Origin of the sequence: Aulosira sp. FACHB-615, assembly GCF_014698045.1 — a bacterium.
GTDB lineage: Bacteria > Cyanobacteriota > Cyanobacteriia > Cyanobacteriales > Nostocaceae > Nostoc_B.
Genome location: NZ_JACJSE010000001.1, coordinates 539673 through 566439 on the forward strand (window position 1 = coordinate 539673; position 26767 = coordinate 566439).

Annotated in this window: 26 protein-coding genes and 1 pseudogene; 10 read left to right on the forward strand and 17 right to left on the reverse strand. The window is 40.2% G+C overall.

Features of this window, described 5'->3' with window-relative positions; all coding sequences use genetic code 11:
* Positions 1-43 precede the first annotated feature (43 nt).
* Complete coding sequence (gene cobD, locus H6G77_RS02165; RefSeq protein ID WP_190588068.1) at positions 44-1150, reverse strand: threonine-phosphate decarboxylase CobD; 1107 nt, start codon at positions 1148-1150, stop codon at positions 44-46.
* A gap of 26 nt (positions 1151-1176) precedes the next feature.
* Positions 1177-1461: an HU family DNA-binding protein gene (locus H6G77_RS02170; RefSeq protein WP_015111786.1), complete on the reverse strand. Its 285-nt coding sequence runs from the start codon at positions 1459-1461 to the stop codon at positions 1177-1179.
* A gap of 295 nt (positions 1462-1756) precedes the next feature.
* Here H6G77_RS02170 and H6G77_RS02175 point away from each other — a divergent pair, with 295 nt between their 5' ends.
* Positions 1757-1987 carry a hypothetical protein gene (locus tag H6G77_RS02175; RefSeq protein ID WP_190588069.1) on the forward strand — a complete coding sequence of 77 codons (231 nt, stop codon included), beginning with the start codon at positions 1757-1759 and terminating at the stop codon, positions 1985-1987.
* A gap of 20 nt (positions 1988-2007) precedes the next feature.
* Here H6G77_RS02175 and H6G77_RS02180 read toward each other — a convergent pair whose 3' ends face one another.
* A complete protein-coding gene (locus H6G77_RS02180) occupies positions 2008-3399 on the reverse strand; it encodes an amidase (RefSeq protein ID WP_190870703.1) in 1392 nt (463 codons plus the stop codon).
* Between the two features lie 225 nt (positions 3400-3624).
* Between H6G77_RS02180 and H6G77_RS02190 the strand changes: the two genes are divergently transcribed.
* A complete protein-coding gene (locus H6G77_RS02190) occupies positions 3625-5223 on the forward strand; it encodes a hypothetical protein (RefSeq protein ID WP_206758050.1) in 1599 nt (532 codons plus the stop codon).
* Positions 5224-5379: 156 nt separating this feature from the next.
* On the opposite strand, the gene H6G77_RS02195 is transcribed toward H6G77_RS02190, so the two are convergent.
* The gene (locus tag H6G77_RS02195; protein WP_190588073.1) at positions 5380-6234 is read right to left on the reverse strand and encodes an alpha/beta hydrolase; all 855 of its coding nucleotides are present in this window, start codon (positions 6232-6234) and stop codon (positions 5380-5382) included.
* 408 nt (positions 6235-6642) lie between these two features.
* On the opposite strand from H6G77_RS02195, the gene H6G77_RS02200 reads away from it, so the two are divergent.
* Positions 6643-8511: an iron uptake porin gene (locus tag H6G77_RS02200; RefSeq protein WP_190870705.1), complete on the forward strand. Its 1869-nt coding sequence runs from the start codon at positions 6643-6645 to the stop codon at positions 8509-8511.
* A 209-nt stretch (positions 8512-8720) separates the two neighbouring features.
* Here H6G77_RS02200 and H6G77_RS02205 read toward each other — a convergent pair whose 3' ends face one another.
* Positions 8721-9605, reverse strand: coding sequence for a pirin family protein (locus tag H6G77_RS02205; protein ID WP_190870706.1), 885 nt, complete (start codon positions 9603-9605; stop codon positions 8721-8723).
* 329 nt (positions 9606-9934) lie between these two features.
* Here H6G77_RS02205 and H6G77_RS02210 point away from each other — a divergent pair, with 329 nt between their 5' ends.
* The 4 genes from H6G77_RS02210 to H6G77_RS02225 all read left to right on the forward strand — a co-directional run bounded on the left by H6G77_RS02210 (position 9935) and on the right by H6G77_RS02225 (position 15191).
* Positions 9935-10222, forward strand: coding sequence for a Mo-dependent nitrogenase C-terminal domain-containing protein (locus H6G77_RS02210; protein ID WP_190588076.1), 288 nt, complete (start codon positions 9935-9937; stop codon positions 10220-10222).
* 155 nt (positions 10223-10377) lie between these two features.
* Positions 10378-10944 carry a 3'-5' exonuclease gene (locus tag H6G77_RS02215; protein WP_190870707.1) on the forward strand — a complete coding sequence of 189 codons (567 nt, stop codon included), beginning with the start codon at positions 10378-10380 and terminating at the stop codon, positions 10942-10944.
* Between the two features lie 857 nt (positions 10945-11801).
* Positions 11802-13514, forward strand: a complete 1713-nt coding sequence (locus tag H6G77_RS02220; protein WP_190870708.1) for a bifunctional diguanylate cyclase/phosphodiesterase — start codon at positions 11802-11804, stop codon at positions 13512-13514.
* 138 nt (positions 13515-13652) lie between these two features.
* Positions 13653-15191, forward strand: coding sequence for a hypothetical protein (locus H6G77_RS02225; protein WP_190870709.1), 1539 nt, complete (start codon positions 13653-13655; stop codon positions 15189-15191).
* A gap of 104 nt (positions 15192-15295) precedes the next feature.
* On the opposite strand, the gene H6G77_RS02230 is transcribed toward H6G77_RS02225, so the two are convergent.
* The 3 genes from H6G77_RS02230 to H6G77_RS02240 form a co-directional block, all read right to left on the reverse strand.
* Complete coding sequence (locus tag H6G77_RS02230; RefSeq protein ID WP_190870710.1) at positions 15296-15766, reverse strand: CRR6 family NdhI maturation factor; 471 nt, start codon at positions 15764-15766, stop codon at positions 15296-15298.
* A gap of 52 nt (positions 15767-15818) precedes the next feature.
* Positions 15819-16403: an RdgB/HAM1 family non-canonical purine NTP pyrophosphatase gene (gene rdgB / locus H6G77_RS02235; RefSeq protein ID WP_190668589.1), complete on the reverse strand. Its 585-nt coding sequence runs from the start codon at positions 16401-16403 to the stop codon at positions 15819-15821.
* Between the two features lie 76 nt (positions 16404-16479).
* Positions 16480-17916: a phosphoglucomutase/phosphomannomutase family protein gene (locus H6G77_RS02240; RefSeq protein ID WP_190588082.1), complete on the reverse strand. Its 1437-nt coding sequence runs from the start codon at positions 17914-17916 to the stop codon at positions 16480-16482.
* Between the two features lie 179 nt (positions 17917-18095).
* Here H6G77_RS02240 and H6G77_RS02245 point away from each other — a divergent pair, with 179 nt between their 5' ends.
* On the forward strand, positions 18096-19199 hold the full coding sequence (locus H6G77_RS02245; RefSeq protein ID WP_190870711.1) for a DNA polymerase beta superfamily protein: 1104 nt from the start codon (positions 18096-18098) through the stop codon (positions 19197-19199).
* Positions 19200-19290: 91 nt separating this feature from the next.
* On the opposite strand, the gene H6G77_RS02250 is transcribed toward H6G77_RS02245, so the two are convergent.
* The 7 genes from H6G77_RS02250 to H6G77_RS02280 form a co-directional block, all read right to left on the reverse strand.
* Positions 19291-19482 carry a hypothetical protein gene (locus H6G77_RS02250; protein ID WP_190870712.1) on the reverse strand — a complete coding sequence of 64 codons (192 nt, stop codon included), beginning with the start codon at positions 19480-19482 and terminating at the stop codon, positions 19291-19293.
* A 5-nt stretch (positions 19483-19487) separates the two neighbouring features.
* Positions 19488-20861: an AtzE family amidohydrolase gene (locus H6G77_RS02255; RefSeq protein ID WP_190870713.1), complete on the reverse strand. Its 1374-nt coding sequence runs from the start codon at positions 20859-20861 to the stop codon at positions 19488-19490.
* 3 nt (positions 20862-20864) lie between these two features.
* The gene (locus H6G77_RS02260; RefSeq protein WP_190588085.1) at positions 20865-21488 is read right to left on the reverse strand and encodes a DUF4328 domain-containing protein; all 624 of its coding nucleotides are present in this window, start codon (positions 21486-21488) and stop codon (positions 20865-20867) included.
* A 99-nt stretch (positions 21489-21587) separates the two neighbouring features.
* Complete coding sequence (locus tag H6G77_RS02265; protein ID WP_190588086.1) at positions 21588-21776, reverse strand: DUF4089 domain-containing protein; 189 nt, start codon at positions 21774-21776, stop codon at positions 21588-21590.
* Between the two features lie 60 nt (positions 21777-21836).
* Positions 21837-22979: an RNA-guided endonuclease TnpB family protein gene (locus H6G77_RS02270; protein WP_190588087.1), complete on the reverse strand. Its 1143-nt coding sequence runs from the start codon at positions 22977-22979 to the stop codon at positions 21837-21839.
* Positions 22976-23260, reverse strand: coding sequence for a hypothetical protein (locus tag H6G77_RS02275; protein WP_190588088.1), 285 nt, complete (start codon positions 23258-23260; stop codon positions 22976-22978). Before H6G77_RS02275 ends, H6G77_RS02270 begins: the two co-directional genes overlap by 4 nt.
* Position 23261: 1 nt before the next feature.
* Entirely contained in the window at positions 23262-23483 is a 222-nt protein-coding gene (locus H6G77_RS02280) for a hypothetical protein (protein ID WP_190668581.1), read from the reverse strand.
* A gap of 26 nt (positions 23484-23509) precedes the next feature.
* On the opposite strand from H6G77_RS02280, the gene H6G77_RS02285 reads away from it, so the two are divergent.
* Positions 23510-23764, forward strand: a complete 255-nt coding sequence (locus H6G77_RS02285; protein ID WP_190668896.1) for a hypothetical protein — start codon at positions 23510-23512, stop codon at positions 23762-23764.
* Between the two features lie 130 nt (positions 23765-23894).
* Here the strand turns inward: H6G77_RS02285 and H6G77_RS02290 are convergent.
* Positions 23895-24176 (reverse strand): annotated as a pseudogene (locus H6G77_RS02290) (metallophosphoesterase); the annotation flags it as partial.
* 212 nt (positions 24177-24388) lie between these two features.
* Positions 24389-25378: a YegS/Rv2252/BmrU family lipid kinase gene (locus tag H6G77_RS02295; protein ID WP_190668578.1), complete on the reverse strand. Its 990-nt coding sequence runs from the start codon at positions 25376-25378 to the stop codon at positions 24389-24391.
* A gap of 375 nt (positions 25379-25753) precedes the next feature.
* Between H6G77_RS02295 and H6G77_RS02300 the strand changes: the two genes are divergently transcribed.
* Positions 25754-26416, forward strand: coding sequence for a phytochelatin synthase family protein (locus H6G77_RS02300; protein WP_190588091.1), 663 nt, complete (start codon positions 25754-25756; stop codon positions 26414-26416).
* Positions 26417-26767 lie beyond the last annotated feature (351 nt).

Consider the following 26767-nt stretch of genomic DNA (forward strand, 5'->3'; position numbering starts at 1 on the left):
TTGGGGGTTAGGTTTGAAAGAAAGTTGCACACGGCGTTACTTACTAATTGTTCAGTAATGCTTGCAGGGCTGTTAATAAACGTTGGTTATCGGACACAGAACGCACAGCGACACGGAAGAAGCGATCGCCTAATTCTTTAAAACTCAGGCAATCTCGAATTAAAATCTGATGATGCTGGAGTAATTGTTGCTGTAACTGCAAACTCGATGTTTGTGATGTCACTAGTAAAAAGTTGGCAGCACTGGTGTGAGGTTGTAGTCCTTGGATGGCGGCTAAACCTTGAAACAGTTGGTTTCGGGTAGGTGGTAGCCATTGCCAAGTTTGCTGTTGAAAATTTTGGTCGCTGATGACAGCAATGGCGGCGGCCGCAGCGAGATTGTTGACAGGCCAGGGATCGCGCCACGTCTGCCACCGTGACAAACGATCCGGGTGGGCGATCGCATATCCCAGTCTTAGCCCCGGCAGACTGTAAAATTTGGTTAGCGATCGCAACACGACTAAATTCTTATGTTCCTGCACCACGGAAATCAGGCTTTGTTCTGTTTCTGGTGGCACAAAATCCATAAACGCTTCATCCACTACCACTAAGGCAAACTCTTCTAACAGTGGTAAAATCTCCTGCCGCGAAAACATTTTGCCTGTGGGGTTGTGGGGATTGTTTAACAATAACCCATGTTGTTTGGTGAGTGAGCGAGGGGGCAGGGGTTGAGGGGTGTGGGGAAGAAAAACTTCATTTTGTCTCCTTGTCTCCTTGTCTCCCTGTCCCAAATTGATCGGGAACTCCAGAACTTTAGCGTTGTAAGCCGTCAAGGTGCGGTAGTAATCACCAAAGGCTGGAGTCAACAAGATTGTTGCAGATAGTTCTGCTAATTCTCTACCTACCAAAGTTAATAATTCGGCGGAACCGTTACCCGGCAAAATCCACTCTGGCGGTAATTGATGGAAGTGACTGAGAGCAAGTCTCAGTTCACTATATTCTGGTTCGGGATAGTGCCTCAGACTACCAATTTGAGATTGAATCGCAGCGATCGCACTATCCGGTGGCCCTAATGGACTGATGCTCGCAGAAAAATCAAGAATAGCATCACGGGGACAGCCAGCCAGTGCTGCTGCCCAGGCTAAATTTCCCCCGTGTGCTGGTTGCTGCATCAAAATCAAAATTCCCCAAACTAAACCTAAGATTTTGGGGGTGCAACTCTTTCTCTAAAGAGTTTACCAGCAGAGAAAGCAGGCACTTTAGTTGCCGGAATTTCCATTTTTTCGTTTGTTTTGGGGTTACGACCTTCACGGGCTTTACGTTCCCGTGATTCAAAGGAACCAAAACCTACCAGTGTCACCTTATCACCAGAAGAAACCGCTTCAATAATGGTTTCTAAAGCAGCAGTCAAAACTGCATCTGCTTGTTTTTTGGTAACGCTGGCTTTTTCTGCGACTGCATCAACCAATTCGCCTTTGTTCATATAAACTCCTTCAGGTTTAGTTGAGATTTCTTTTAGATGTACTGTGTAGCATCTTTACTGAAACCTCTGTTTGCGGAACTACAAAAGTCGTGTTTCGGGAGTACTTTTACTCAAAATCGCTACACATCCCTTCTGCTCGACTTTTCAATGAATCATTCTAAGGTGTAGTAGCCAGAAGTGGATATATGAAACCGTTAATTTATATGGATTTCAGGATTTTTTGGGTTTTTTGGGGGTGTGTTGCACTCAAAACCACCCTGAAAGTAGGAATAAATACTTAGTAAAAACCCCTGTTGTGAGCGCAACAATTAAATTATTGGGCGAGAGAAAAACCCCTGTTGATGTTTCTTTGCTGCCTGATTTCGCCAATTTTCCCAGGTATGATTTCCCTAGTAGCGATCGCGCTTCATTTCTCTGGATTCAGCACATTCAGACGATTCCGCCCATTCGCAATCAGCCAATTTTTAGCTTTGGCATCAGTTATTTACGCCCTTGGACAGTGATTTTAAGACTCCGTGCCGTGTAATTGTAAAATAACTTAACGTTTTACAAGGCTGGACGATGCTGAATCCAAGGTTTTGCGGCTTCAATTTGGGCGGCGAGACTAATTAAAGTTGCTTCCGCCGCAGGTTTACCCACCAGTTGCACACTGATAGGTAGACCATGACTATCAAAACCCACAGGTAAGGCGATCGCAGGTTGTCCAGTGGCGTTGGCAGGGGGACAAGGGGCAACCCAGCGCATAATATTCTGAAATGTCTCTTCGGGACTCAACGCCGCCCATTCCCCGACGCGCATGGGTGAATGTAAATACACTGGCAACACCAACACATCAAAATTCTCAAAAAATGCCACAATTTGCCGGGAGACGATTTGCAGTTGGGATAAAGCCCGGAGATATTCAGCCACAGAACCAGTACGCGCCAATAACCAACGGTTCACAGGCTGCAAAGCTTCCACAGGTAGTCCCGATGCGGCAACTCCCGCTTGCCAAACAATTTGGAATGGTTCGACTAAGCCGCTAAAATCTGGACAGCTTTCGGTCACAGTATTACCCAATTGTTCTAATAACTGGACTGTTTGCAATACACCTTGCTGACAGTTCGCGTCAGCCGTTCCCAAAGGCAGGATTTTTGTTGAGAAGGCAATACGTAAGCCCGAAACTTTGGCTTGGGTAGCAGCCAGAAAAGAAGGTTCAGGATCAGGTAGCCAGTAAGGATCACCAGTGAAGTAACCAGAAATAGCATCTAACATCGCGGCTGCATCAGCCACAGTCCGGGCGATGGGGCCGTTGACAGCAATTCCCCCCAAGCGATCGCCGACAGGGGCTTTGGTAACTCTACCCCGTGATGGTTTAATCCCCACCAAACCACAACAAGCCGCCGGGCCACGAATGGAACCACCACCATCAGAACCTTGCGCGATCGCACATAATCCGGCGGCGACGGCGGCGGCGGCACCACCACTAGAACCGCCGGAAGTATATTCTAAATTCCAAGGATTTCTAGACGGGGGAAAACCTGTGGGTTCGGTGTAAGGAAAGGAACCGATTTCGGAGGTGGCAGTTTTACCAAGAATAATAAAACCTGCCTGTTTAATCCGCGTTACCACCCCATCATCATAATTAGGAACATTATTTAATAACGCCGGATTGCCGTAGGTACAAGGCACACCAGCCACGGTGTTGAGGTCTTTAATCGAAATTGGCACACCAAAAAAAGGCGGCAGTTCGGCGGCTGTGGCCAGCATTTCGGTTTTTGCTTGGGCATCAGCGATCGCGAGTTCTGCCGTTACCGTAAAATAACTTCCCAATTGGGGATTCAACCGTTCAATTCTTTGTAAATATATTTCCACCAACTCCAGTGGCGACACCTCCTGATGGCGGATTAATTGCGCCAACTCCACTGCTGGAGTAAACGCTAAATCAGTTTCATTCATTTTTGACCCTCCGAACTTGAGATTTTAAATTTTAGATTGAGCCTCTATTCCCCAGTAAAGAAGCTTTGTCGGCAAATCTGGCGACTTGAGAGGTGTGGCGTAGTCAATCTCAAATCTAAAATTGATTGACTTTAATTAGAACATGTGCATTTATCGAAAATTTTTCAATTGAGTTTGTTACTTTCGCAGTAGTTTCGGGAAGTATGAATCAATAGCGCCTCAGATTTGCTATCTATCAGGACGCTGAATCTACCACCAACTAAGACGAAGCTTGTTTTCAAGCTACCACCTTGCTGCATAGTCATTTTAATTGTTTCACATCAACTTTCGGCAAATCCCCAAGGGATATTTATGGCTGATTTAGAAACGCTGGTAAATGAATTACCAAAAATTGTTCATGGTCTGAGGCTCAATATTGGACATGCTCATGACATCATGCAACAAATTGTCATGATTAATCATGGTCAAGAGCAACTCCGCAATATTCAAGAGAAAATCAAGTCTAGCCAGTTAGAGAAAACACCGATAACGACAGGCGCTTATTTAGATGTAGCACCAAAGCCAGTTATAGATGAAGATTACACAGTCTACATTTATAAATATGATTATCCTGGATTACTGACAGCCAAATTTGGACAATTACCAGTAGATATTTCCCTCAAGCAAATTCAGTCCAAAATCGAAGTTTGGGTTGATTGGGGTGATTTAATCCAAGCGATCGCGGCCGATATTCTAAGTGATATCCAATTAGTCCAACAACTCAACCTTGATGCTAGTCATGACAGTATTCCTGCCACATTTCAAGCTGTCGAAGAAGTTTTAAAAATCCAACTCGATTTGAATAAGCCAAAAATCTTACAACAGCAAATTCAGCAGATTATTCAAGCTCAAGAAGATGCTTTTAAAATTAAGGAAAGATTAGAATTTATTTTTGACAATATTAAGCAGAGTCATAACTTATTGAGTATTTTATTGGGAGTCTCCGCCTTTTGTGGAAAATCCGGCTTTGCTCTAGAGTGGTTAGATGATGATCAAGAATTAATTATATCTGGTGATGGTAGATTACAAGAATTAACAGATATTATCAATGATTGTGAATTTTATCAAAGTAAAATCGATGCTTTAATTTTGCAGATTAGTACTTTGAGAGTGAAATCAGAAAAAAAAATACCTAAACCCAAAACTGAACAATGGAAATTATTTGAGTTTAACCCGCCAAAAAAGTTTAAACAGCAACACCTAACGCATTATGGCGGAATATTTGTGGTGAGTTTATTAGCTTTAGGTTTTGGGGGGTGGATAATTAAAGCAGAACTACCCAAACTCCAACAACTCCGCTCTAAATTTAATCAAGAAGAAACTGCGATCGCTAATTTAAAATCCGCCCAAAATTTGGGTTTAGAAGCCTCTGGTTTAGTACAATCGCCACCCCATCCTTTAGTAGTTTGGCAACAAGCTGAATCGAAATGGCAAGAAGCAATCAAATTACTAGAAAATATACCGAAAAAAACATCAGTTTTTATTAAAGCGAAAGATAAATTAGTTCTTTATCGCTTAAATCACCAAGCAATCAGTCAAAAAGTAATTGTAGAGAAACAAGCTCTCAATAATTTAGCAACAGCCCATAAATTAGCCATAGAAGCCAACTTTTTGATCCAAAGCTCACCTCGTTCTCGCTCAGTCCGCCGACAAGCAAAATCTAAATGGCAACAGGCGATTAAAATTTTAAAAACAATTCCTGCAAATACATTTGTGTCGCAACAAGCGAAAGAAACACTAGTAAATTATCAAGCCAATTACCGAGAAATTAGTAAAAATATCTAAATAATATAGGAATCATCTTGGACTTTTAAAAATACGTATAAATGTAGGATGTGTTAGCGACAGAGTAACGCATCTCTCAAAGCTTTCGGTGCGTTACGGCTTACGCCTAACACACCCTACTGGCTATCTCCCTTGTGTCCCTTTTAAACCATATTCTCAATTAGATAACAAATGTCCTGCTAACCAACTTTCTAAATCAGCTAAAACTTCTTGATAATTGAGGTCATCTTGTAGTTCATGATAAGCCTCTGGATAGATAATTCTTGTCTTATCTTGACAAGCAGTTAGTTGCTCATAAAAAATCTGACTGCCTTCTGGTAATGTGATTCTGTCTGCGCCACCGTGGAGAATTAATAATGGTAATTGCCATTCATTAGTATGGTTATTAATCCAATTAACAGTATTCAAAAATTCTGTTGCTAAACGAGCCGTTCCTAAAGTGTGTCGTAAAGTATCTTGAGCATAGATAGCTAAAACCTTCTCATCTCTTGCACCAGCAGATAAATCAAGACCAGTATTTAAAGTAAACCTTGGCCATATTCGTGATAGCAATTGTCCTAGTAATAGCTTAATCTGTGACACACCAACTTTTCCTAAACTTGGTGCAAGAAGAATCACACCTTTCAGGACAGCCGCAGCTTGGGGATAACGCAAAACATAATCTAAAACAACTATTGAACCTAAACTATGACCTAACAGAAAAATTGGTAATTTTGGTTGTTGAGCTTGAATTAATTCTAAAAAAATTCGCAAATCTTCGCGGAATTCTGCCCAAGCATTAATATATCCTCTTTGCCCTGGAGAACGTCCATGACCACGCAAATCAAAGCTATAAACAGCATATTGTTTAGGGATAAAATGCTGAACTATGTTATTGTATTTGCTACTATGACCGCCCAAACCATGCACAATCACTAATACAGCTTTGACATTACCTGTTGGTTGCCAGCTTTGGTAATAAAGGTCTATTTCCCCAATACCCCGAAATGTACTTTCGTTGTGGTCAATCATAAAGTTAATTTTGCAGTTTATATCTACCCTTTATAAGGGAATTTTTTCGTTTTTTACCAATAATTAAAATATCTAAGAATTACAAAGTTAAATATTTTTTTATTTCTAAATTTTGCTAAATTCATATCCCCGACTTATTTAAGAAATTGAGGATTTCTGCTGCTTAGGATTATCTATGATTACTATAGATTTTTTCAAATGATTAAAATAAGTTTATCAAAAGAATTAAAATTATAAATCACGATTAATGAGATTTTTTTATCTAAATAGTATTTACTAGATTTTATGATCTACGGTAATTACTGATGAGAAGCAAGATGGTTTAGGATATTCCATTTGGCAATACTTCATAACTGTCAAATATCGTAGATAAATTTTTTTAATATTCTATATCTGTGAGGAGTGGTCATGGCTAAGTATCTCCTAGCTTCTGCTAGTGGAGCTAGTTTTTTATGTTTAATTAATGGATTGTTACCCATACAAGCCCTAGCTAACTCCGTACCAATAGATAATAATTCATTGGTAAATGTTCCGCAAAAATCAGCAATTATCAACAGCCAAGTTGCTGCTACTGAAACTAAGTTGATTCTTGCCGATGGTAGCCAACCACAAGCACCGGCTATCAAAAGTGAGGCAGAAATACAAGATTCCTCAGCGTCTCATGAGTTGCAGACATCAGACAATAACGATAACCCTCAAGTAACATCTGTATCACAATTGTCTGATGTGCAACCAACTGATTGGGCTTTTCAAGCCTTACAATCTTTGGTGGAACGCTATGGTTGTATTGCTGGTTATCCCAATGGTAGTTATCGTGGCAATCGTGCTATGACTCGTTATGAGTTTGCAGCAGGCTTAAATGCTTGTTTAGAAAGAGTTAACGAACTCATCGCCACAGCCACTTCTGATTTAGTTAAAAAAGAAGATTTAGCAACCTTACAAAAATTACAAGAAGATTTTGCAGCAGAACTCGCAACTCTCCGGGGACGAGTGGATGCACTAGAAGGACGCACCGCCGAACTAGAAGCCAATCAATTTTCTACTACTACTAAACTCAATGGCGAGGTAATTATTGCCGGGATTGGTGCTACAGGTGGCGCACCTAATCAGGGTGATCCTAATATTATTTTGGTGAACAGAGTACGGTTAAATCTCAGCACTAGTTTTACCGGGAAAGATTTATTAATTACTGGTTTGCAAGCTTATAACTTTTTGGGTGATGTAAATGGTAGTGGAAGCTTACAAAATAGTTTAGGGTTAGCTTCTGATTTATTGGTTTCTAGTAGTGCGAGGACAAGTTTTGAACCGCTTTTTCCTGGTTTTGATGTGAAAACTTTATCCGCGCAGTCAGCGAACAGCGTACAACTATATAAATTACTGTATGTTTTTCCAGTCGCGGATAAGTTAACGTTGTTTGCGGGAACTGCGGCGGAAGCAACAGACGCTTTTCCTGCTATTACACCTTTTTATGGTGAAGGAAATGAGTCGATTTCGCGGTTTGCAGGTTTAAATCCTGTGGCGCGAGTTTCTGGTGGGACTTCGGGAACTGGTTTAGCATCGGCGGCGGGATTTATTTTTAGTATTTCTCCCCAGTTAGATTTCAGAGCTTTGTATGGTAGTGTTAACGCTAACATACCGCAGGAAGCAGGTGATATTGTTCCTGGGGTTTCTAACACGCCTTTGGGTGCGGGTGTGTTTGGTGGTAGTAATGTAATCAGCACTCAATTAACTTTTAAACCTACTAATTCGATAGATGTAGGTTTAAACTATGCCCACAGTTATCACGAAATTAACATCTTAGGTACAGGATTAGTTCGTGATGATATTGGCGCGTTAGCTGGTGTTGAGTTAGGGACACCTGTCACACTTAATTCTGTTGGTGGTACGTTAACTTGGCGCTTTTCGCCGAAGGTAGCTTTGTCTGGTTATGGTGCTGCGATGTTTGTGGATGCTTCTTCTGGTGGTGCTGTTAATGCTTCCACTACATTTACTAGCTGGATGGTAGGGCTGCACTTTAATGATTTATTTAAATCAGGCAATAATGCAGGGATTATTTTTGGACAACCGTTGTTTCGTTCGGATGCTAGTGGTGCGGCACAACTGGCTCCAGATGGGGTAAATCGTGCTACTCCTTACCATTTAGAGGCGTATTATCGCTTTAAGCTGACAGATAATATCAGCATTACTCCTGGTGCTTTTGTGTTGTTTAACCCTGAAGGTGACAGCAGAAATGAAACTACTACTGTCGGTGTTCTGCGGAGTACGTTTACTTTTTAGCAGGACTTACGCACCAAGATTGTCTGTGAAGATTGGGTGTAAGGGTGTGTGGTGTAAGGGTTTTAGATACATACACACGCCACTTGGCTCAAGTCGGGAAACCCGCTCACGCCAGTGGCTCCCCTATACCCCTGCACCCTTGCCAAAGAGAGTCGGGGATTTGGGAAGCAAAGGATAATACTTTTACACCCACTATTTTTCTTAGAAGACTACAAAGGATTAGCCTCTGTCACCACTTCTGGTAGGGGAATAAACTCTGTTTCATTCGGCACACTAGCAAAACTGTTGTCGCGCCAATCGGCTTTTGCTTGTTCTATTCGTTCTGGTCGGCTAGAAACAAAATTCCACCATTTGTAACGTTGACCCAACGGCTCACCACCAATCACAATACATCGAGCCGCAGTATTAGCAGAAACTTTGACTTCATGATCTGGCTCTAGAATAGCGAGGCGATATGGTTCTAGCGGTTCATTATTAATACTCAACCCTTCAGTAACGCTGTATACTGCTCTTTCAGAATAACCAGCCGGGACAGTAAAGTTAGCATTGGCAGAAAGTACCACTTCTAAATAAAGGATAGGAGAAAACACCTTTACAGGTGAGGTATAACCAGAAGCTTCTCCCGCAATTAGTTTGATAACAGCGCCATTTTCTGACCAACTAGGGAGAGTTTCAGCAGTATAGTGAACAAACCAAGGGTCAATTTCTTCGTACTCAACAGGTAAAGCAATCCAAGTTTGAATACCATGAATTGTAACTTCATTGAAGCGGTCAAAGTCAGGCGATCGCTCTGAATGTACAATTCCCTTTCCTGCCGTCATCCAGTTAACTGCACCCGGTTGAATTTCTTGCACCACACCTAAACTATCACGGTGCATAATTGCACCATCAAATAAGTAAGTCAGCGTTGCTAAATTAATATGAGGATGTGGACGGACATCAATACCTTTGTTAGCTGGCAAAACAGAGGGGCCAAGATGATCAAAAAAAATAAACGGCCCGACCATTTGACGCTGAGGATATGGCAAACTACGGCGGGCAATAAACCCACCCAAATCTTTCACTTCTGGTTCAATTATTTGAAGTATTGCCATTTGTAATGGGGGGTAATTGGTAAATGCTGAAATTATTATATTTGATATGTGAACATCAGAGATGAGGGAGATAAGGGAGACAAGGAAGACAAGGGAGAGATGCTAATCAATAATTTAGGATTTTTATTGTATATATGTATATATACTGACTGCTATTTCCCACGGTTTTGCGCTTTAACTCACTTCCTTGATTACCTCCTCAGCAATTTTACGAGATTAATAGTCAAATTTTATAAATCCACAAAATAATCTAGTAGTTATACTATGTTCTTCTCAAAATATCGTTGTAACTTTAGAGGGGTGACAATGGACTAAAGGAAATTTCCGCTATGGGTTTATCCAATCAATTTCAACAGAAGAGCAACTTCTTAACCCAGCTACGTCATCAGCTTGATGTTTTAGAAATCCGTAATGATCAACTTGCTAGAATTTTGTGTAAACTTATTCCTGCTCATTGTCCCTTTGAAAGAACTGTATCAGTTTTAGGGCGGAAACTGTTTCACATTCCACCTTTGTGCAAGTTAAATCCGTTTTATGAACAAGTAGTTAGTCTGCGTTTCAAATGTTTGATGTATCTGGCAGATGAATGTGGTGAAGATGTGACCAAATACTGTTAGATATGTAGCAACACCAAATTGATCTGAAAAAATATAGCATTCCTATTTGATATGGGAACAGAAGAGACAAGGTAGACAAGGCAGACAAGGTAGGCAAGGCAGAGATATTTGCAAATCATTTACGATTGCTATATTCTTTCAAAGTTTGCGGTGTGATGATGAACTTAAATCAGTATGATTACTTATTAGTACTTGATTTAGAAGCAACTTGTTGTGATCAAGGAACTATAAAACGGCATGAGATGGAAATCATCGAAATTGGAGCCGTGATGGTTGAGGCGCAGACTTTAAAAGTTATCGATGAGTTTCAAACTTTTATCAAGCCAGTGCGTTATCCCAAACTGACTGAATTTTGTAAATCATTAACATCGATTACTCAGACACAGGTTGAACAAGCGCCAGAATATCCCGAAGCGATCGCTATACTGCAAAAATGGTTATCTAATTACTCCAATGCTGTGTTCGGTTCTTGGGGAGATTACGATCGCAACCAGTTTAAACAAGATAGCAAGTTTCACAATCTTCCTTTTCCGATTGCTTATCCTCACGTCAATCTCAAACAACAGTTTAGTGACAGTCAAGGCTTATCCAAGCGATATGGTATGGCAGAAGCATTGCAACTCGTCAATATAGAATTACAAGGAACTCATCATCGTGGTATTGATGATGCAAAAAATATTGCTAAACTTTTACCTTGGATTTTGAATCGACAAAACTTGTAGTCAGTTAGCTCGTTGTTTTTAGCATATCTGATTATCCACAAAAACTATCTTCAGATAGATGCTTTTTTAAATTTCCTAGAATGTCTAATTCAATCAAACATAAACAGTGATTAAAAACAGCTTGTGTATCTAGGTTACAGGCTGTTTTTTGATTTTTTTTGCTGAAGTTTTAAGTAAATATGTTTTATTCACCATTCGGATGACTGTAAAATTGATAGTTAATGATTTGGTTAAGAAAAAAGCATTTTTTATTTGCGCTCATTCACTTAATACTTAGGTGGTCTAGTATAATAACGACGTTAATTGCCAATCAAAGCATAGAATTAGACTGTTGGATTTAAACTTTTCTTAAATTATTTTGTTCTGTAAATCAATACACTTTTCTCAAATAAGATTCATTGCATTTATCACTAGCCTCATATATCTATTAAATATAATTTGTGATTTTCATTCATCAACCATTAGATAAAATTTGGTTGTCATATTTTTATAGTTGGTAATAATCCTTGATTTTAGAGGTTTATAGGCATCATTTCAGAATCACATTAAATGCTCTGGCTAATATATGAAGATTAGGTTAAATATCTAAAATATTACTGCCATACCACTCAATTAACTCAATCCTAAAAATTCATCAAGTGTTTATATATTAAACAGTAATTTTACTAATCATTTTTTAGTACGGAAATAGGTTATGGATTTACCTTTACAAAAACTATAGAGAGCATTTTATAAACTGAATAGATGAATTTGAATCACTGCATTTTTCTGGAAATTAAGGTAATAAATCCCTACAATTTTTCTGCCAGAAAAACTTAGTAATTAATTTGCCAACTATCTACCCTCAAATAGCATCTATGAAACTGAATCACCAACTTTACCTATACTCATCTCTAGCTAAATTTCGCTGGTTGAAAAATAGCTATACAGCAAAAATTATGCTGGTAGCTTTTTTAGGGACTCATGTACCATTGCTGACTTTACTATTCTGGTTTGTGACATCTAACTCCTATTCTTGGGAGATAGCAGTAAAAGTATTGTTAATTGCTTTATTCTCTACACTTGCAGGTACAGCCGCAACACTATATGCACTTCGATATCTTCTGGCTCCAGTTATTTTAACTTCGGCGGCACTACAAGATTATTTTCATACTAAAAAATTACCGGAACTGCCTACAGAATATGTAGATGAGGCAGGTACATTAATGGCAGATACTACCCAAACTCTGCACAAGTTAGATGAGTTAATTCATCAAATTACTAATTATGATAATTTAACTGGATTACCCAATCGGGATTTATTCTGCGATCGCCTGTATCAGAACATATCACAATCGCACAATCAGCAGCAGCTTGCAGCATTGCTGGTGCTGGGTATTGACGATTTCGCAGGTATGAGTTATGGGTTGGAGCATGAAAAATCCAACTTGCTGTTAAGAGCAGTTGCCCAACGTTTAACTAATTGTATAAGTCAAACGGATATCCTATCCCATTTGAGCCAAGATGAATTTGCGATCGCCCACACTGATATACTCTCCTTTGAGAATGTCATCAAACTCTCGCAGTTACTTTTAAATACAGTTTCCAAACCTTTCCTCATCGAAGGGCAGCAAATTCACATTACCGCCAGCGTTGGCATCACAATCAACAGTGTAGGCGATCGTAATTCTGTAGATCAATTATTACAACAGGCTCACATCGCCCTTTACCAAGCAAAACAGCAAGGGCGCAGTCAATATCGCTTCTATTCCCCAGAAATTAACGCTCAGTTGCAAGAGCGATTAACACTAGAAAATGAATTACGGGGAGCATTAGAACGTAGAGAAATGGTAGTTTACTATCAACCCCTAATTGATTTGCATACTAGACAAGTAACCGCACTAGAAGCACTTGTACGTTGGCAACATCCCATACATGGTTTGATTTCTCCCGCCAAATTTATCCCCATTGCCGAAAACAACGGTTTAATTATCTCAATTGGAGAATGGGTATTACGTACCGCCTGCGCTCAAAATCGGGCTTGGCAATTAGCTGGAATGGAACCTATTCGGATGTCAGTCAACCTTTCAGCCAGACAGTTTGAAGAACCAAACTTAGTAGAGGTTGTCAAACAAATCCTGCAAGAAACAGAGTTACCACCATCCTACTTAGAATTAGAAGTCACGGAAAGCTCTTTAATGGGTGACATTCAACGTTCTGTAAAAACCCTCAAACAATTACGAGAACTGGGCGTATGGTTAGCCTTAGATGACTTCGGTACTGGTTATTCTTCTTTAAACTACTTGAACCGTTTCCCTGTAAATATGATCAAAATTGATCGTTCATTTGTACAAGATGTCATATCTAACCCGGAGAGTGCAGCTATCACCGATGCCATTATTGCCTTAGCCAAAAGTCTCCAGTTAAACATCACCGCAGAAGGAGTAGAAACCCAAGAACAGCTAGAGTATTTACAAAAATGTGGCTGTCAAGAAGGTCAAGGATATTACTTTGGTATCCCTGCACCTGCTGAGAAAATTACTCAACTGTTTCAGCAAAATTTACACCCGCTAGAAGAAATAGCTGCATAAAACTCATAAGTAGTATTGTAATAGTAGCCAGTTATTGTAGAGACGTTGTATACAACGTCTCTACAATATTTATAGAGTGCAGTGTCTTATAGAACCTGTATAAACATCTACATAAATTGAAAAAATAATTTCCAAGCAATGTTAGCTAAAACAGCCATTAATCGGATTTCAACTCTATTTTCTCTCTATCCTTGGTTGAGCGTAGTTATTTTTTCAATACTAGGTCTTATAGGTATTCTCAATCATGCAATGTGGCGTGATGAACTCAACCCTTGGTTGATTGTGAGAGATAGTGAATCTTTCACAGATTTAATTGCCAATATTAAATATGAAGGGCATCCAGTCTTGTGGTATTTTTCTCTAGCATTTTTGAGAAGAATTGCCGACAATCCCTTAATTATGCAATTATTTCACTTATCTATTACAATTACTGCGGTTCTTATATTTTACTTATATAGTCCCTTTAAAAATAAACATAAATTACTATTTATTTTTGGTTATTTTCCTTTTTATGAATATTTTCTAATTTCCCGTAACTATGCTTTTAGTCTCCTATTTATTTTTGCTTTTTGTGCTGTCTTTCCATCTCGAAAAAAAACTTATTTGTATTTATCTAGTTTAATAGGCTTATTAGCAAATAGTAGTGCTTATGGATTACTCGTTTCATTGGCTTTATCATTAACACTGCTATTTGAATTTTGTTTTGATAGTGAGCAGAGGAGAAAATATTTTGAAACCAGTAAAAAATATGATTTGATTTTAAGTTTTTTAATAGTTATATTTTCTTTAATATTATCAGTTTATATTATTACTCCGCCTGCCAATAGTTATTTACATGGCGGATTAAATAACGGATGGTCAACCAATTTAGATATATTCAATTTGTTGAAAAGTATCAACAGATTGTTGGCTAGTTATTTGTTAATTATCCCCAAAAAAAGATTGCTAGATTTAAGTATCTGTGCTTGTATAAGTATTTTGATATTCACTTTATACTTGATAAAATTTTCTAAAAAACCAGTTGTGCTGTTTATGTATGCAGTAGGTAACTTTATCCTACTGGCATTTACTTATTTACGCTTTGCCGGACATCATCGTCACTTTGGACATTTTTATTTAGTTTTTATCGCAGCCTTATGGCTAGAGAGTTATTTTCAAAATTCTCTGGTGTTGGAAAATAAATTGTCTCCAACACCAAGATTATTTAATTTAGCGCAAAAATGGCATTACATTGTTTTTACATTAATTCTGTCTGCTCAATTATTTGGAGGTGTTTACGGCTTTGCTAGAAACTTAGTTATCCCATTTTCTGCCAGCAGAGAAACTGCTCATTACATCCAACAAAATCAGTTAAATGATGAATTTATTGTAGCCAGTCGAGATGTAAATATGGCTGCATTATCAGGTTATCTAAATAGGCAATTATACTATCCTGAACGGCAAATGATGGGAAGTTTCACTTTATTTAAACAAGGTCGTCAAGATGTTGACCAGCCGGAGATATTGAGACAAATTCATGCTTTATTTCAGAGTCAAGCCGTTGAGAGCAGAATTTTATTGATTTTAAATAAAGAACTTAATATCAATCAAGATGATTTAAATATTTTCCCTATCAAGAGTTTTAAAAGAGCTTGGGTAGATAGTGAACGATTTTATCTTTATCGGGTAGATAAGTAGGTAGACACAATTATTTAGAGGACGCATTTCGACTCCGATCAATGCTCGTAAATTGAATTGTAATGTTTACAAGCGAACATCAAATTTCGCCTGTAAACTATGATTTAAAACATCTCAAAAAATCCGTCATCTAATTCATAACCCAGCATTTGCGCCATCGATTTTAGCCGGGATGAACTGGGAATTGCTTGTTGTTTTAACCAGTCATTTAAAACAAAGATTTTGTGCATTAAAAATATTTCTAATGCTTCAGGATTATATTGAATGCCTTCTTTATTACTGAATTGATGTGGTACAAGCATAGCTGTATAACGAGCTAATTCTCCTGATTTCCAATCTAATAAAAAAGGTATCCAAGGATATTTTGCATCTAAACGAATAAACCACAGGCGTAACTCTGGAACCTCGGAAAGTTCGCGGGGGTCGCCGGGATCTAGAGGGTAGTCGATGTTAAAGCTTAATTGCTGTTCATAAGCAGCAATTCCCTCTTGCAGCAGTGGTTCAATTACCGTTAAAGCGGGGGATAAATCTAAGGTATTAATTGAGTCTGTATGGAGTGCGATCGCTATAGCCATAGTAATTTGTAAATGGTAATTGCTAAGTCGATAAAAATAGAAAGTCGAAACTTTACTCAGCACTCAGTATTGTACTCAGTTGTGGGATTAACACCGCAAACGCTTGACCACGATGACTAACTGATTTTTTCTCCTCTGGTGACATTTGGGCAAAGGTTAACTGTTTTTCGGGAACATAAAATACAGGATCATAGCCAAAACCACCCTCCCCACGGGGTGCATGAAGTATTTCACCACGACAAATACCTTCGCATTGTACAGCTATCTCACCATCTGGACGGGCGATCGCTACTACACAGACAAATTGTGCTTGTCTGTTACTTTCATCACCTAATTCTGTTAATAACCGCGAAATTCTCTCTGCGTCGGTTTTGCCATAACGCGCCGAATATACTCCCGGTACACCATTCAAAGCATCTACCTGCAAACCAGAATCATCAGCGATCGCCCATTGTCCTGTAGCTTTGGCCACTTCGGAGGCTTTTAAACAAGCGTTAGCCGCAAATGTATCACCTGTTTCTTCAACTTCTAATTCTTCTGGCTTCAGCGTTAATTCCCAACCAGAATCTATCAGGTAAGCTTGCATTTCCTTTAACTTACCTGGATTGCTTGTAGCAACTACGAGTAATTTGGTCATATTTTCAGCGAACAGTTAACAGTTAACAGTTAACAATTAAACGTGATAACTGACAACTGATAACTGTTCACTGATATTATTCTGCCCACTGTCTCGCCCAATCAAGGGTTTTATGTACTTCCTCGATGGTTGAGGCTTCGCAGTAGAGGCGCAAAACTGGTTCAGTTCCGCTAAAGCGAATCATTAACCAACTGTGGTCAGCGAGGCGAAATTTGTAACCGTCGATTGTTTGACAATCAATGACTGCTTTTCCAGCAATTTCTGTTAAGGGTTGGGTTTGGAGTTGTTGCAAAAGACGCGATCGCACTTCCATACTAGCTAAGGGTAAATCGATGCGATCGTAAGCCGAATTAAACCCTGTTTGTTGTTGCAAGTCAGAATAATATTCACTCAAATCGCGCCCAGATTCGACAATTGCTTCTAGGACATACAATGCTGAAAGTAGCGCGTCTCGTTCGGGAATGTGGCTACCATAACCAATCCCACCAGATTCTTCCCCACCTAAGAGTACTTGTGAAACTAACATTCTGTCGGCGATGTATTTGTAACCGACTGGTGTTTCAAACAATGACAGATTGTGCAGTGCTGCGACACGGGGAATCAAGTCAGAACCACTGACAGTTTTGATAATTTCCCCGGTGAAACCACGTCGCCGCGTTAAGTGGTCAATTAATATCGGGATTAAAATTTGCGAACTTAAGAAATTAGCTTCTTGGTCTACCGCCGCAATGCGATCGCAATCTCCATCAAATACTAAACCAACTGTTAAACCAGATTGATTTGTTTCGTGGTGAGTTTTGATGACTTCAAATAACTGAGAAAGATATTTCGGTAATGGTTCCGGCGCACCACCACCAAATAACGGGTCACGGTTGCTATTGAGTTCTTTGACCTGATCACCCAATAATCTTGCCAGTCCGCCAGCTGCTGCACCGTGCATCACATCTGCGAATACCGTTAGTTTACCAGAGGCGATCGCTTCTCGAATTTTGGCAATCTCAACTTTACCTTCTAGCCCTGTGGTGTAACTAGGCCAGGGGTCAAACTTCCCTAATTTTCCCGGAGTAGTCGCCTTGGGGACTCCCTGAGTTAACAATGCTTCTATATCTTTTGTAACTTCTGGTGAGACCGAACCACCAAAATATCCTTTGACTTTTAACCCTAAATATGCACCAGGATTATGACTAGCTGTAATCACTAACGCTCCCAAAGCATTGAGTTCTTTAGCAGCCCAGCTAAAAGCCGGTGTTGGGGCAAATGATTCACTCAGCAAAACATCAAATCCGACGGCGGTAACAGCATCAGCAACAGCACGGGCGAAGTCTTCCGCCATAAAACGGCGATCGTAACCGACGATAATAGTTCGGCTACCGACTGTCGAGTAATAAGTATCATATAAGACTTTCGCGGCTACTGGCGCTACCAAGGCAAGGCGTTCAAAGGTGAACTCTTCACCAATCACACCCCGCCAGCCATCTGTACCAAATTTGATTGCGTTAGCTACAACTGGCATTGGGATATCCTAACTGTCCATCTGAGGATTTTAGCACTTGTTCAGTAAATCGGGTAAAAAAAGTAGCTTTCTAAAGCTGTGTAGGTAATTTGGGGTTTCGGTTCTTAAAGCAAATAACAATTAACGCTGTAACCTGTCGCCTACTAGATGAGTTACGATCGCTATTTTAATCATCTGGTATGAAAAGAATAGAAGTCGAACAAAGAACCATTTTGATTGGTTTAGCTGGTAGTCACGGTTATGGGTTAAATCGTCCTGACTCAGATTTGGATTTTCGGGGCGTGTTTATTGCGCCTAAAAGATATTATTTGGGATTTGACAGTATCGAACAAAAAGATACTGGTTGGGATGAACCAGGGATATTTCCGTTTATTGATGGCAATAAAGATACAGTTATTTATGAATTAAGAAAAATCCTGCAATTATTAGCAGGGGCAAATCCCAATGTTTTGGAATTGCTGTGGTTACATAAATATCCGGTGTTAACTGAAGTTGGTCAATATTTAATTAAACATAGAAATTTATTTTTAACGAAGAAAGTTAGGCATACTTATACAGGTTATGCTTTTGCTCAAATCAAAAAGATGGAAACCCATCGCAAATGGTTATTAAATCCACCCCAAAAGCAACCGTTACCTGCTGATTATGGGATAGAAAATGAAGAGCCACTCAGTAAAGATGAGCTAAATGCTTTTTTGGAGTATCTTTACTTATTAATTAGAGGGCGAATTGAATTTTTAGAAGAAGCCGAGCAATTATATAAATTATTAACAGCAGATATTGATTTTAAAGGTGTACTCAAACAATATGCTTTACCTAATGAAGCTTTAGAATATACCGAACATTTAACTTATGGTCGAAAAGACTTTATTAGACTGCTGCAAAAAAGCCAAAGCTATCAAATTGCTGTGCGAGAATGGAAAGCATATTTATCTTGGCAAAAAAATCGCAATCCAGCGAGAGCCGAAATGGAAAGACAGTCTGGATTTGACTTGAAACATGGAATGCACTGCATTAGATTACTTCGCAGTGGCTTAGAAATATTGCAGCGAGGAGAAGTAATTGTTGATAGAAGAATGGCTGGAGATGTTGATGATTTAAAAGCAATTCTCAAGGGTGAATACAGTTATGAACAGGTGATGCAAATGGCAGAAGATTTAGTAGCACAAATGGAAGATGTGTATGAAAAATCAACTTTACCTGCGAAACCTGATTTGGAACAAATTAATGAACTATGTATAGAATTGGTGGAAATGCAAGGATGGAATCATACCAATTCTTAATTCGTAATGACAGTAGATTCGATGTTTATAAGGTACAGCGACTGATTGAAAAAAGTAATGAGTAATGAGTAATGAGTAATGAGTGAGAAATTTACTTAATACTCATTTGACTTATTGGTGCAGAAATTACCCCTTCCATCCCTCCCACACTTCCCACACTTCCCACACTCCCCACACCCCCCACACTCCCCACACTCCCCACACTTCCCACACCCCCCACACTTCCCACACTCCCCACACTCCCCACACTCCCCACACCCCCCACACTTCCCACACTTCCCACACTCCCTACCCATGCGTGAGAAATTCGGGTAAGGCGGCGGCGACTTGCAAGATTAATGCTTCATTGTAGGGGGCGGCGATCATCTGCACACCTAAAGGTAAAGCATTGGGATGGTGAATTGGCACTGATAAAACAGGTAAGCCAATAAAAGATAAGGGTTGGGTAAATAATCCTAAATGTGGGCGCACTAAAATTTCCTCACCATTTAAAATCATGGTTTGCTGACCGATAAATGGTGCGGAAATTGGTGTGGTGGGGGCGAGAATAATATCGACATTTTGAAAGACGGCGCGGACTTGATCTCTATACCAACGGCGAAATCGTTGGGCTTGTATGTACCAATTACTAGGAATTAAAGCCCCAGCCAAAAAGCGATCGCGGGTTGCAGGGTCAAAATCTTGGGGGCGCGATCGCAATTGATCTAAATGCAGATTTGCGCCTTCACTGGCGGTAATCACAAAAGCTGCTGCACGGGCGCGTTTAGCTTCGGGTATGGTGACAGATTGAGTTACTCCCAACGCCTCTGCAACTTTGTGAACTGCGGCTAATGCTTCTGGGGTGGCACCTTGAATAAAATAATCATCGGCTATGGCAATTCGCAGATGAGAAATATCTTGATGGAGTTGGGGTAAACATAACTCTGGCGGACGTTGACTAGAAATCGGATCACGTTCATCTTTTCCTTGCAACACATCAAAAATCGCCGCCGTATCCCTTACCGAACGGGCAAAACTGCCAATATGGTCAAAACTACTCGAAAATAAAGCTACACCAGCCCGTGATAACCGTCCGTAAGTTGGCTTAAAACCAAACACCCCACATAAAGCCGCAGGTACACGAATAGAACCATTAGTATCAGAACCGAGGGTGAAGGGAACTAAGCCAGCCGCCACCGCCGCCGCCGAACCACCAGAAGAACCACCTGCAATGCGTTGTAAATCATGAGGGTTATGAGTAGCGCCATAATGAAAGTTTTCCGTAACAAATCCATAGGCGTACTCATCCATATTTAAAGCACCAACCAGCACAGCACCAGCTTGTTTCAACTTGGCAACTGCGGTTGCATCTTGGGTCGCTGGGGGATTTTCGGCGTTAATTTCTGCACCAGCTAGAGTGGTGATACCAGCAATATCAAACAGATTTTTCACAGCAAAAGGTACACCAGCTAGTAAACCTGGATGATTACCTTGGGCGATTTCTTGATCAATTTTGGCTGCATCTGCTAAGGCTGTTTCTGTGGTGACAGTGGTAAAACTGTTAATTTTGTGGTCTATAGTGGCAATTTTTGTGAGTGCAGCTTGAGTAACTGCAACTGCACTCACTTGACCACTGCATACAGCCGCCGCTATTGATAGGGCATCAGCAAAATCTAAATTCATCAGTTAGGCAACAGTGCGTTTAGCTTTTTGAGTCACAGCAGTTCGCATAGTTTTGATGAGTTGCAATAAAACAACGGTAAAACCTAAATCTAAGAAGCAAGATAACAACAGCCACACAGGCAGAAATTTATCTTCAGGATGTTTATAAGCGTCAAAAACAATGCGATTGACTGCCCTTGAGCCTATCATAAAACCATAAAGGGGCGCTATTAACGATCGCACTTGTTCACCAGCACTGGTTAAATCGCCACCTTCTGGTTTAAATTTGTCCGCAAAGGTGGATAAAGTGTTATTTATACCCCAAAGACTGTAGATAGGAATTAGAAATCTAGCGATCGCACCCCCTGGGCTAATCGGATATTCTTGAAAGAGATTTTTTAAATCTGTATGGATACGATGTAGCCAAATCAAAAAAATAATAATTGAAGCGATACTCGTCAGCAACGCAACTATTGATACTACTCCATCTAAACTCGCCACTACTTGATAAACTGGCTGCGCGATGACAGCTAACAACGAGAACAACGTCGAAACAATCCCAACTCCCACCACTACCCACAGCACCCGCACCAAAAATTTGCCGATAGCCGCAGATTTCAAAGAACTAGCAGCATTGAAATTTGTCATAGCCTTTTTCCAATGGCATTATCGGCTAATATCTTAGTCTTGCTAGTTATTAGCAAAACTCAGTGCATTTACGTGAGACATCAAAGAGATGATGATTCACTATGGTTCAAATACTGGTGCAGCTTCAATTTCTGGGGGTAGAGGAAATGAATTGACTAGTTGAGCGATCGCTTGAACTCTGGCAAAATTTGCTACCACCCCCTCATAATATTCATCCTTGATTGGCAAATCTAATAACAAAGCAGCTTGCTCAACATACTTATTGACATCTAATTCTTGATTTTGCATATTTTCTATTACTGCTCCGAAATCTTTTTTACTTTTGATTTATCATATTTGCGTAACCCGTCAAACGCCCCACCCACAAGGGGATGGGGCTTGTAACTGACCGAAAGAATCGGTCGAAACATCCGGCATATTGACTGATGCCTGCTCCTCTGTCCCTTGGGTAGAGGAGAGAATATAGTCATCCCTGACATTCTTAGCAGCATTCAGATCCGCGTGTGTCCGATGCCCACAGTTTTTGCAATGGAATTTGGACTTGTGGCGGTTTGTCCTGCGAATGTGCTTACAAATATTGCACTTCTGAGATGTGTAACGAGGATCTTGGTGAACTACTCGTTTACCCAATGCTTCTGCTTTGTAAGTCAGAAATTGTTCTTGTTGGTAAAAAGTCCAACTGCCCAACCATTTATTCATTTTCTTGCCCCGTCGCTGTGTGCGAATACTGGACAAGTCCTCTAGTACAAAAACCGCTATTCCTGGTTGATTGGCTAACTTTTTACTCACACAATGATTCGTATCCCGCATGAACCGCTTCTCACGTCCAGACATCGCTTTTAAACGACGTTTGGCACTACGAGTGCCTTTTTGCTGGAGTTGACGACGATTGTATAAGTAACGTCTTTGTACTTTTCTAATCTTAGAAGAACTGAAGAATTGACCATCGCTGGTAACAGCTTGGTGATACAAACCTCGGTCAATTCCTTGAATTTGTCCTTCTATATGTTGCGGATCTTCTATCTCAAAAACCAATCTCACCCAGAATTGCTTAGTGTTCTTGGTGTAAGTGACAGTTGCTCCACAAAAATCCCAAGTTTCAAACACTTCTTGAAAATATTTAGGAACATCAAGAATTAAAGCGACTCGCTTGCCAATACAACTAAGAGTTAATTGCTTCCCTCTTAGTGTCATTGTGCGCTTATCGTACCTTAGCCCTGATGTTGGTTTTTTCTTGGGAATGCTTTTAAATTTTGTGGCTTTGATTGCCTCAAGTGCGCTGTCTCGAACTGTTTGTAACAACGCAGAAGGCACACTTGGAAACTGAACCCTTAACAGGTGATACAGTTCCTTGTGTGCCTTATTTTTGTTATAGGTACTGTTAGCAAGAGCATAGTCAATATGTGCATTAAATATTTCTGCACACTGATTCATTAAAGGTAAAAACCTTTCTGACGGTAAATCAACTGGGATGCTAACAGTGCGTTTCATGCAGATTCTACTGGCTTGTAGTAAGCGATAATTACAGCTTCGTAAAGAGAGTTTTCTTGTTGATAAATTTCGGTATCAACCAACTCCCAATCAGCAATTTCTGAATTTAATGAACGAGTTTTTTGATGATGCTCCTTAAGGAATTTCAAACTATGCTCTGGCGAGTTCATCATCGGCATAGTTGGCAAAATATTTTCATCAGAAAATCCTGGTAAAGCTTGCAAAATACAAAGAGTTCTAGGTTTGTTTTCCGCGTAAAAATCTTTTAGAAACTGGTTCATTTTAGTCCACCTTGTTTGTACAATACCAACGACCTTTCTTTTGAAAGACTTTGAACTTTTGTCCATAGAGATGCCAAGCACATTCTCTTTGTGCCGCTTGCCAACTTTTCGCATTCAACGCAATTACTATTTCTTCTGGTTGCTCCTCTGGATCTCCTAAATAGTCTGAGTTAAAGTCGTTTTTGGGGTTCTGGGATGTGGAGTGATGGCACGTTTTACTCATCTGTTGATGGAGTCTCGGAAGAAGCAGTGAAGCGGTACATCGAAACTCAAAAACAGCGAGGTGATGCGTCTACCCAGAAGCATAATTTGTTTATTACATTGCGTTATGAATATGATAACATAAATATGTTCGCGTTGTGTACACAAATGCCAAAAAAAGATTTACACGTTAGATTAAGCGACCGCAGGTTAAACAAAGTCAGGCAGTATGCTGCAAATAAAGATAAAACGGTAACTCAGGTTATTGAAGAATTAATTGATACATTACCTGACCCGAAATAAAATATTTTGCTCGTTTCCTCCATGTTCTCCTTCCTCGCTGTCGCATTGGTCGGAGAACTGTCGTCAACTCACTCGCAATTCATCTCAACACCTCCCTCCGGGTAGGTGTGAGGCTTCTTGCTGTTCTAGCTAAATAAATCACATCCCCCGTATGCAGCATAAAGCGACAGTCATCAAGATGAGGTAATGTGAGTTCCGCTACTCGCCTTTGGGGGTTTTGTCCACCATGTCTCCCTGAACCGCTATCTCCGACTACCAAAAACGAAAATTCAGGATTATCGGCTTGACCATCTTCTAGCATTAACTGAGTTTGGTCAATACCGCGCCGTTGAATTAACGCATCTTGCCAGCGAACACGCTGGTTCATCTTCTGAATTTTTTTGGCGATCGCTGGATCAGAAACAAGCTTCAAAACATTTTACTCCTACAAGACTGACGCACAAAGGATATTCGTTGAGATTGGGTGTAAGGGTGTCGAATTTGGGGAGTGTGGGGAGTGGGGAGTGTAGAGAGTGGGGAGTGTGGGGGGAAAGATTTCTTCACCATCCTCCCACACCTCCCACACCTCCCACACCTCCCACCCTTCCCACACCCCTGGATTTCTCACAAGAGAGAAATCCAGGTTTAACTTCCCGTTTCTTCTTCGCTGGGTGGGGGATTTTTCAACTCAATGACTAAATTTGGCAGTCCCTCAAGTTTTTCCGCAGGTTCAACTGCTTCTACTGTGGGGACAAACACCCGCAAACCTGCTGGAACACATTTGACTTCTATTGGTGTTGTACCAACTATCTCCCCATCTATGACAACTTTTTGTGGTGGTTCTGTGGTGATTTTAAATTGTTTGGCGCGGAGATAGCCAATATCATCTCGTTCGACTGCATTCCCCGAAGAAGCACTTTGAAATAAATGATATGTGGCTGCGATCGCCCCGGCTTTATTGACGGGAGCTACAATTGTGACATCGAGTAATCCATCATCATAAATAATTCCACCAGGCCCTTGTGCCAAAACTGATGTCGGCGGCGCAGCGTTAGCTACTGTTACGGCGGCGGCTGTGGTTTTAATGATTTTCTCGTCGGTTTCAATTTCGACATCAAAACTCTGTAATTCCCGTAATTGTTGGAGTCCCGCCAAGATGTAAGCAATAATTCCAAAGCGGTTTTTTGCTTCTCTGTTAGCTTTTTCTACCGTTTCCGCCTCAAAGCCCACACCAGCGAGTAAGATTAATGGGCGATCGTTGCAATAAGCTACATCTACATTGCGAGTTGCCCCTTGTAAAATTGTTTGACAAGCTGCATCAATGGTGTCGGGAATACCTAAAGCATTGGCAAAGGCGTTGGCGGTTCCCCGTGAAATAATGCCAAAGGGAATATTCGTATTAATGACTGCGGCTGCTGCTGCTGAAAGTGTACCATCACCACCAGAGGCGATAATTTCATCCACTCCGCGCTGAACTGCGTTATAAGCCAATTGATCAGCGTTGACTTCTTCAGTTGTGAAATGAATATCTAAATCAATAGTTGGTTCTAATAATGCGCGAATCTCAATCAGTTCTTGTTCTGGGTTGCCTTGACCCGCTACTGGATTGAAAATGAGGCAGGCGGAACGATTCATAAAAGTTAAATTTTAAGCAGCGATCGCTAACATACCAAAATATTCCTATCATTCCCAGATAATCTTGACTTCTCTCTGACGACAGGTTGACGAGATACCCGACTTCTTCAAGAAGTCGGGTATCTGACCACTTAATAATGCCATTATTCAGTATTTTGCTGAACTAGCTGATACATTAGTCACACCTAATTTTTCTTAAATGTCTTAACTGTCTCAATTTAATTTCTTAAATGTCTTAAATTTCCTTGAATGTTTTCGCAAATACATAGAGAATATATCAACGTAAAAACTAAAATTATCAAGCATAAAAACCCTAAATTAAATATAAATTAAAAATAAAATTTTCCATAAATATATTTATAAGGAGTCCGAAAAATGGATATCGATAATATAGGTCAGATTTCTAAAAGAGACTTAGAGATAATTCAACTGCATCAATTTCAACAACCTATTTATTGTTGTAATGTAACTGCGATCGCATACGCTTTGACTGCATTAGGATATTTAACAACTGTCGATGAAATTTTCTACGCCACCCAACTGCCTATCGCCTCAGTTTTAGATGATGGCATGACTTTAGCCGAAACCTACGACACCTGCAAAATCTATATAGAAAGAAAAGGATTACCTTTATCAATTCAGATGGATCATTTTGATAAGCCGAGTTTGACACTCGAAGCATTCATCCGCGAAGTTGAAACTGCTGTTTGTAATGAAAATGATGTCCATATTCTCAACTTCAACACTCGGATTGCTCATGAAAATCCCAGTTTAGAAGGTGGTCACTTCTCTTTACTAGCAGATTATGATCCCCAAACTCAAGAAGTCACCATTGCAGATACCAATCCCAAGCGATATACAAGATTTTGGAAATGTCCAATTCAACGGATGTACACTGCTTGCGTAGATAAAGATTCCTCGTCAAATCGCTCTCGTGGAATGATTGTACTCCGCAGATTAGAACCAGCTAAAACAGGTAACGGCGCACTTCATCCAGCAGAACTAGCTTTAAATGCCCTCCATGCAGAAAATAGCTAATACCAATTCGCAATTCGCAAGCGGTTCTCGGTTGGATGAGGTACATTTCAACCCCACCCCCAACCCCTCCCCCGAAGTTTGCTCAACGGGGGGAACCCCCGCACGCAACTTCTCTCCGCAAGCGGGGAGGGGAGCGTTTGCGTCAGCAAATGCGGGGTGGGGTTCCAACTGTATTACAAGCAAGTAAGAACCGCTATATCTCCAGTAAGACTTTCCTGATTTCCATTTGTCGCATTCTTTTTTCAAATTGGTATAAGTTTTGTTAGTCAAGTCTCCTGAAAGTATCACCGAAACAGCACTTTAACTCCTTCATTTGTCTTGTGAAGGAGTTATTTTCTATCCATAGCAGGT